Raw genomic sequence first — 7179 nt, forward strand, 5'->3', positions numbered from 1 at the left:
TTACCGGTGCCGGGCCCGCCGAGGATACGCAGCTGACCGCGCGCACCGGGGTCTAAGACGGTGTGCGCTTCGGCATCCCACGTGTAGGCCATGACGGCATGACATCACGAGGGTCCGACAGATCCGCTAGCGCGCGACGAAAGCGGCCTGTAGCAGCCGCGGGTCGAACCCGCCGACCGTCTCGCCGGTGACCGCGAATTGGTACACCGCGACGCGGAAGATCTGGCTGAGCGCCGTCGAGACGAAGGAGATCACAACGGCGAACGCGAATGTCGCCGCCAGCACCGCGAGACCGAGTGGCGCGAGCCGAGCCGCGATCAGTGCGAAGCCACCCACGACGCCGCCCACCACGACCACCAGGGCGAGCAGAAACGTGACCACCCCGATGGTGGCCGCCCCTGCGGCACTCTCACCCCAGCGCGCCTTGATGGTGTCCACGGAGCGCCGCAGCGACTGAAACGGTCCGGTTCCTTCGAGCGCTATCGCCGGTATGACGAAAAACGTTGCGACGGCCCATGCCGCCCCGATGAGGTCCGCGACCAGCTTGCCCAGGTTCGGTAAGCGCTCCTCGACCGCCTTGAGGAGCAGCCCGACCGTGGTCGCCACCAACGTCCATCCCAGAATCGGAACGATGCGGCGTGCCGCCGCGTTGATGCCCTCGGCCACCCTGGTGTCCTCACCACGCATCGAGCGCACGGCGCACGCGGCCAGCGCCACATTGAAGAAGATGGCGATGAACGTGGACGCGTATGCCGTCGCCGCGCCCGCGAGGTAGTAGACGGGGTCCTGGTTGTCCACCTGATGGCCTTGGAACACACCGCGCACCAGCAACGTGGGCGCCCAGATCGCGATCGTGGCCAGCGCGGCGAAAAGGGTGGACAGGATCGGGAAGAAGACGAGCGACCGGTCCTTCTTCAGGACCTCCCAGCTCTGCTTCGAAAGCGCCCAGCCGCGCCTGATTCTGCCCATGGCCGCTCCCGTGGCGTCGTCGAGGAAGATCGAGCGGTTCAGCGTACCCGGCCTGCACCTACGCTGGAGCGCGAGCGAACGAAGACCGGAAGGCGGGGATGAAGACCATGAACGACGACGAACGCGGCTTTCCCATCGACGAGGCGCCCGAAGGCGACGCGGTGGAACAACTGCGGCCGGTCGATTCCGACGACCAAGCCGGTCTGGACGTCGACTACGTGGCAGCCCGGGACCGGGAAGCCAACGAGGCCGACGTGATCGAGCAGGCCTACATCGTCCCCTCCGAGGACGATCGGGATGACAACCGGTGAGGACCGCCCGCGGCGCTCGACAGTGACGGCTGGCACCATCGACGCGTGACCGCAAAGTTGCATGTGCACCGCTACGGCCCGCCCGGTCCGGTGCAGATCCTGGCGTTGCACGGACTGACCGGCCACGGGCAGCGTTGGCGGCACCTGTCCGGCTTTCTGCCCGGGATCGGCATCGCCGCACCGGATCTGATTGGCCACGGCCGGTCTTCGTGGGCCGCGCCGTGGACCATCGACGCCAACGTCTCGGCACTGGCCCAGCTGATCGACGAGCAGCCCGACACGTCCGTAGTGATCGTGGGTCACTCGTTCGGCGGCGGGCTGGCGATGCACCTGGCCGCGGCGCGCCCCGACCAGGTGGCGGGGCTGCTGCTGCTCGACCCTGCGGTCGGGCTGGACGGCGGATGGATGTGCGAGATCGCCGAGGCGATGCTGTGCTCGCCCGACTATCCGGACGCCGAGGAGGCGCGCATGGAGAAGGTGCACGGCTCCTGGTCCGATGTGGACCCCGCCCTGCTGAACGCCGAGATCGACGAGCATCTGATCACACTGCCCGGCGGGCGATACGGCTGGCGGGTCAGTCTGCCGGCGATGATGTCGTACTGGAGCGAGCTCGCCCGCGACGCCGTGCTGCCGCCGGCGAAGACTCCTACCGTCCTGGTACGAGCCAAGCGCACCACCCCGCCCTATGTCACCGACAAACTGATCGACGGCTTGGTGCGGCGGTTGGGATCGGATTTCCGGCTGCTGGATCTCGACTGCAACCACATGGTGCCCTACGCCAAGCCCGACGAGGTCGCCGCGTTGACCCGCGAGCTGTTGAAAGCCCGCTGACGGTGGCGCCGGTGACCGACGAGCAGGTCGAGCGGGTACGCGCACTGGTCGCCGCGATCCCGTCCGGCCGGGTCGCCAGCTACGGCGACATCGCCACCGTCGCAGGGCTTTCCAGCCCGCGCATCGTCGGCTGGATCATGCGGACCGACTCCTCGGACCTGCCCTGGCACCGGGTGATCACCGCCTCCGGGCGCCCGGCGCGTCACCTGACCACCCGGCAGCTGGAGTTGTTACGCGCCGAAGGCGTGCTGGCGACCGACGGCAGAATCGCGTTGCACGAGGTTCGCTACGAATTTCCGGACGAACTTTAGTGGCGATCGCCAGCGCGGCCGCGGGGATCGCAAGCGCGGCGTAGCCGGGCGCAGCGGGTCGCCACGCGGCTAGGTTAGAGCACCAGTCGGACCAGTGCAGCGGTGCGGGCCAGGCCGGGGAACGCCTCCGCCGTGGAACGCGGGTGCAGCGCGTGAACTGCGAGCCGAAACATCAACGCCCGCAACAACATCTGCGGCCATTCCGGCAGGGCGTTCCAGCGCTCGATCAGGCCGTCGTCGGCCTCTCCCCAAGACAGCGCGTCGATGACGACCACGCCGGCCGCCCACGAGGCGGGCCGCCAGTACGGGGTGATGTCGGTGATTCCCGGTGCGGCGGTGCCGACGAAAAGCACTGTGCCGTAGAGGTCTCCGTGGACCAGCTGGCTCGGGCTCTTGGTCGGCTTGCGCAAGGTGGCGAGCTGGTGGAGCAGCTCGATCGATCGCTCGGCGTCGGCTACCGGGGGGGCCACCCGTGCGCCCGGCGGCACCGACGCCAACGGCCGTTCCTCCCAGGCCGCGCGATCGGCGGCGATGAAGATGTCGACGTCGCCCCACGGCACAGCGGGCCCCTGGGTCAGAAAGCGCGGCCGGTCCAGTTTGCCCGTTGCCTCATGCAGCCGTACCGCCGCGGAGACGACTTCGTCATGGCGCGGCTCCGGCGTCCCCGCCACGAAGGTGTCCGCCCGCCACCCGGAAACGACGTAGCGCCCGTCGGTGGAGCGGACCGGCCGGGCGAGCCGGACGCCGTCGACGAACAGCGTTTCGCGGACTCGGGCGGACCAGGCCGCGCGCGCGTTGTCGGCCACAAGCGACAAGACGACTTCGCCGCACCGCCAGCCGCCCTCCCAGCTGGCACCCAGAAAAACGGGCTTCACGCCGGCCAAGCCAAACGCCGAGAGCACATGATCCGGCGGTGGCTCGACTGTCACACCGGTACTCTAACGAGTCCAACAGGCGTTCTGAGTCAGTACATGATCATGTCGGGTTGCATCTGCTGCGCCCATGCCACGATCCCGCCCTGCAAATGCACCGCATTGGCGAAACCGGCCTTTCGCAGCACGGCCAGCGCCTGGGCCGAGCGCACACCTGTTTTGCAATACAACACCGGCGGGCGGTCCTGCGGCAGCTTTGCCAGACCCTCGCCGGAATTGATCAACGACTGCGGAATCAGCTGGGCTCCTTCGATGTGCACGATGTCGAACTCCACCGGCTCGCGCACGTCGATCAGGGCCAGCTCCTTGCCGGAATCCAGCCACTCGCGCAATTCCCGCGGGGTGATGGCCGTCGCGTCGTCGTGCGCCGAGGACTCGGATGCCACACCGCACAACTGCTCGTAGTCGACGAGTTCGGTGATCTTGGGCCGCGACTCGTCCGATGGGTCGCGGCGGATCGCGATGGTGCGATACGTCATCTCCAGCGCGTCATAGATCATCAACCGGCCCAGCAAGGAGTCACCGATCCCGGTAATGAGTTTGATCACTTCGGTGCTCATCACCGAGGCGATGGACGCGCAGACGATGCCCAGCACGCCGCCCTCGGCGCAGGAGGGGACGGACCCGGCGGGAGGGGGCTCGGGGTAGAGGTCGCGATAGTTGAGCCCGCGTCCGTCCGGCGCATCCTCCCAGCACACCGAGACCTGGCCCGCAAAGCGGTAGATCGACCCCCACACGTAGGGCTTCTTCGCCAGCACCGCGGCGTCGTTGACCAGATACCGGGTCGCGAAGTTGTCGGTGCCGTCCACGATCAGGTCGTAGGAGCCGAACAACTCGACGGCGTTGGTCGAGTCCAGGCGGTACTCGTGCAGCCGCACGTCGACGAGCGGGTTGATGGCGGCGATGGAGTCGCGCGCCGACTGGGCCTTGGACCGTCCGACGTCGGCCGCCCCGTGAATGATTTGACGGTGCAGGTTCGACTCGTCGACCACGTCGAAATCGACGATTCCGATCGTGCCCACGCCGGCCGCCGCCAGGTACAGCAACGTCGGCGCGCCGAGCCCGCCCGCGCCGATCACCAGCACCCGGGCGTTCTTGAGCCGCTTTTGCCCGTCGGGGCCCAGGCCGGGGATGATCAGCTGACGGCTGTAGCGGGCCACCTCCTCGCCAGTCAGGTGATCTGCGGGCGCCACCAGAGGTGGCAGCGGCGTGGACACGGCGAAACATCTCCTCGGTTGGCCTAGCGTCGTCTACCACCATCACAGCAGCCCGCCGATGGCGCGGCAACGCGCACCGGCGGGCTAGGCGATCGGGTACGGCCAGGGGTTGAACCGGCAGGTCTTCCCGTCGGCCTTGACGACGTCGGGGTCGAACTGGGCGGCGTCGTTGTTCGACGTGGAGAACGTCTGCTGCATCATCACCGGCGCCAGGGCGCCCTGTTGCTCGCACGGCTCGTGGTGCAGGTATCCGATGGCGTGGCCGACCTCGTGGTTGATCACGTACTGCCGGTAGGACCCGACGTCCCCCTCGAACGGCACGGCTCCCCGTATCCAGCGGGCCTCGTTGAGGAAGACCCGCGAGTCGCGGTTGGCGCCGAAAACCGGGTTATAGCAGGAGGTTTCGAGCCGAAATTCGTAGCCGCACCCCTCGCGCACCGTCACGGGCGAAACCAAGGAGATCCGAAAGTCGGGCTTACCGTTGTCGATCCGGATGAAAGCGAACTGCGGATTGTGCGTCCAGCCCTTCGGATTGCCCAGCGTCTGGTCGACCATCTGCGCGAAAGCGTCGTCGCCCCCGAACATGGTCGAGTCGATACCGTTCTCCACTTCGACGGTGTACCTGAACACTTTTGCGGTGCCCTGGCCGAGCTGCGGTGTGGTACCCGGCACGACATGCCAGGTCTTTTCTCCCGCTTCGGTGAACGGGCCGCCGTCGGGCAGGGTTCCGGCCGGCAGGTTGGCATCGAACGCGGCGAGCCCGCGCGGCGGGGCATCGATGATCGTCGTGCCCACCGCGCCGATCGCAGGCGGACTCTGGATGGGCTGACTGGCCGTGGGCTGAGGCGCGCCGGTGCCGGTCACCGTCTGATACATCACCACCGCGGTGAGCACCACCAGGACGGGCAGGGCGTATGCGCGCCACCCGTAGGTGGAGACGAATCGCCCCAGCCAGGTTTGTTTGCGCCATTGTCGCGGCCGTTCGCGGTCGGCCCGCGCCCGCCCGGCCTCCCGCGCGAGGGGGTCGCGCAGCGCTCGCAGCGGCTCTCGCCACTCGTCGCGTAGCACCGGCACGCGACCCGTGCTGCGCGGCTGCCGGGGGGACGTCATTTCCCCAGGATTACACAGCCGCCTGTCCGCGCCGCCCGTGGCGCGCCCGAATCCACCGTCCGACACCGCTTCTGCCTGCGGCGACGGCAGCGATGACGATCGCATCGACCGGTCGGGTAGTAAGGTACTTCCCACGGGCTGCCAGCGGCTGACCCCGCGTTACCGAGGGTCGGCCGTTGATAATCAGATGAGGAATCGATGAGCGAACTCGCCAGGGTGCCGGCGCGCCGCGCGGTCAGATCGGCCGACCGCGGTCGGTCGGCAGACGAAGCCGCGGTATCCAACCGGCGGGGCAACCGGTTGCCCCGCGACGAGCGGCGCGGCCAATTGCTCGTCGTGGCCAGCGACGTGTTCGTCGACCGCGGCTACCATGCGGCCGGCATGGACGAGATCGCCGATCGCGCCGGGGTCAGCAAACCCGTTCTGTATCAACACTTTTCGAGCAAGCTTGAGCTGTATTTGGCGGTGCTGGCGCGGCACGTGCAGAACCTGGTCTCGGGCGTTCAGAATGCGCTGAGCACCACCACCGACAACCGCCGCCGGCTGCACTCGGCGGTGCAGGCGTTCTTCGATTTCATCGAGCACGACAGCCAGGGCTACCGGCTGATCTTCGAGAACGACTATGTCACCGAACCCGAGGTGGCGGCGCAGGTTCGCGTCGCCACCGAATCCTGCATCGACGCGGTTTTCGCTTTGATCAGCGAGGATTCCGGACTGGACCCGCACCGGGCCCGGATGATCGCCGTCGGTCTGGTCGGCATCAGCGTCGACTGCGCCAGGTATTGGCTGGACTCCGACCGACCGATTTCCAAGGCGGACGCCGTCGACGGCACCGTCCAGTTCGCCTGGGGCGGACTGTCACACGTGCCGCTTGCCCGCTCTTAATTGTCCTTGCCGGCGTGTTTGCCGGATTCGGCGATGATCCCGAAGCCCACCCGGCGCGCGTCGGCGACCCCGATCTCGACGTAGGCGATTCTGGTGCTGTGAATCAGGAAGCGGCGACCCCGCTCGTCGCTCAGGCGCAGCAGCCCCGACCCTTCGCTCAACGCTGCGCTGACCAATTCTTCGACCTCGGCGGGCGTCTGGGCGCTGGCAAGGACCAGCTCGCGTGGACTATCCGTGATACCGATCTTGACCTCCACGGTCACCCCTTCCATGGGTCTTGCAGCCTTGCGCAGGTGTTGAAGTCCCGGCCCTGTCAGCAGCAGGCTAGTTGACGCGGCTGAACCCCACCTCGCCGCGTCCCCACACTTCGCGGTCAGCGAAACCTTGGTCGCGGCCCGGTAACGATTCGCTTGCAGGTTGTCTCGGGCACCCGCGCGATACCGGATCCGTGTTTTCTCATGGCTAACTTCGGCACCATGGGTACCACATGGCCGCAACTTGACGACAGGATCCGGGATTACCCCGAGGATGAGGTTGACGACGACGCCTGCGACACCGATCCCCACCTGAACGCCGACTACAACTGGACGGGTTGGCCCGCCGATTCGCGCTG

The 7179-nt window shown here is 67.6% G+C and carries 9 protein-coding genes; 4 read left to right on the plus strand and 5 right to left on the minus strand.

Features of this window, described 5'->3' with window-relative positions; all coding sequences use genetic code 11:
- Nucleotides 1-126 precede the first annotated feature (126 nt).
- The gene (locus A5686_RS03910; protein ID WP_067931329.1) at nt 127-969 is read right to left on the minus strand and encodes a DUF6159 family protein; all 843 of its coding nucleotides are present in this window, start codon (nt 967-969) and stop codon (nt 127-129) included.
- 98 nt (nt 970-1067) lie between these two features.
- Between A5686_RS03910 and A5686_RS03915 the strand changes: the two genes are divergently transcribed.
- Genes A5686_RS03915 through A5686_RS03925 form a run of 3 tightly spaced genes read left to right on the plus strand, consistent with a single transcriptional unit; the run spans nt 1068 to nt 2422 of the window.
- Nucleotides 1068-1280, plus strand: coding sequence for a hypothetical protein (locus A5686_RS03915; protein WP_067931331.1), 213 nt, complete (start codon nt 1068-1070; stop codon nt 1278-1280).
- 45 nt (nt 1281-1325) lie between these two features.
- Complete coding sequence (locus tag A5686_RS03920) at nt 1326-2111, plus strand: alpha/beta fold hydrolase (protein WP_067931333.1); 786 nt, start codon at nt 1326-1328, stop codon at nt 2109-2111.
- 2 nt (nt 2112-2113) lie between these two features.
- Nucleotides 2114-2422, plus strand: a complete 309-nt coding sequence (locus A5686_RS03925) for an MGMT family protein (protein ID WP_067931335.1) — start codon at nt 2114-2116, stop codon at nt 2420-2422.
- A 74-nt stretch (nt 2423-2496) separates the two neighbouring features.
- Here A5686_RS03925 and A5686_RS03930 read toward each other — a convergent pair whose 3' ends face one another.
- From A5686_RS03930 to A5686_RS03940, 3 genes are all read right to left on the minus strand, one after another.
- Nucleotides 2497-3351, minus strand: a complete 855-nt coding sequence (locus tag A5686_RS03930) for a TIGR02569 family protein (RefSeq protein WP_067931337.1) — start codon at nt 3349-3351, stop codon at nt 2497-2499.
- 35 nt (nt 3352-3386) lie between these two features.
- On the minus strand, nt 3387-4571 hold the full coding sequence (moeZ, locus tag A5686_RS03935) for an adenylyltransferase/sulfurtransferase MoeZ (RefSeq protein WP_067931339.1): 1185 nt from the start codon (nt 4569-4571) through the stop codon (nt 3387-3389).
- 84 nt (nt 4572-4655) lie between these two features.
- Nucleotides 4656-5786, minus strand: coding sequence for a DUF3152 domain-containing protein (locus tag A5686_RS03940; protein WP_067931341.1), 1131 nt, complete (start codon nt 5784-5786; stop codon nt 4656-4658).
- A 93-nt stretch (nt 5787-5879) separates the two neighbouring features.
- Between A5686_RS03940 and A5686_RS03945 the strand changes: the two genes are divergently transcribed.
- A complete protein-coding gene (locus A5686_RS03945; protein WP_067931343.1) occupies nt 5880-6566 on the plus strand; it encodes a TetR/AcrR family transcriptional regulator in 687 nt (228 codons plus the stop codon).
- Here the strand turns inward: A5686_RS03945 and A5686_RS03950 are convergent.
- Nucleotides 6563-6823 carry a DUF3107 domain-containing protein gene (locus tag A5686_RS03950; protein WP_156749926.1) on the minus strand — a complete coding sequence of 87 codons (261 nt, stop codon included), beginning with the start codon at nt 6821-6823 and terminating at the stop codon, nt 6563-6565. The two genes, A5686_RS03945 and A5686_RS03950, sit on opposite strands and share 4 nt — an antisense overlap.
- Nucleotides 6824-7179: the final 356 nt, after the last annotated feature.

Origin of the sequence: Mycobacterium sp. E2479, from assembly GCF_001667925.1 — a bacterium.
Taxonomy (GTDB): Bacteria; Actinomycetota; Actinomycetes; order Mycobacteriales; family Mycobacteriaceae; genus Mycobacterium.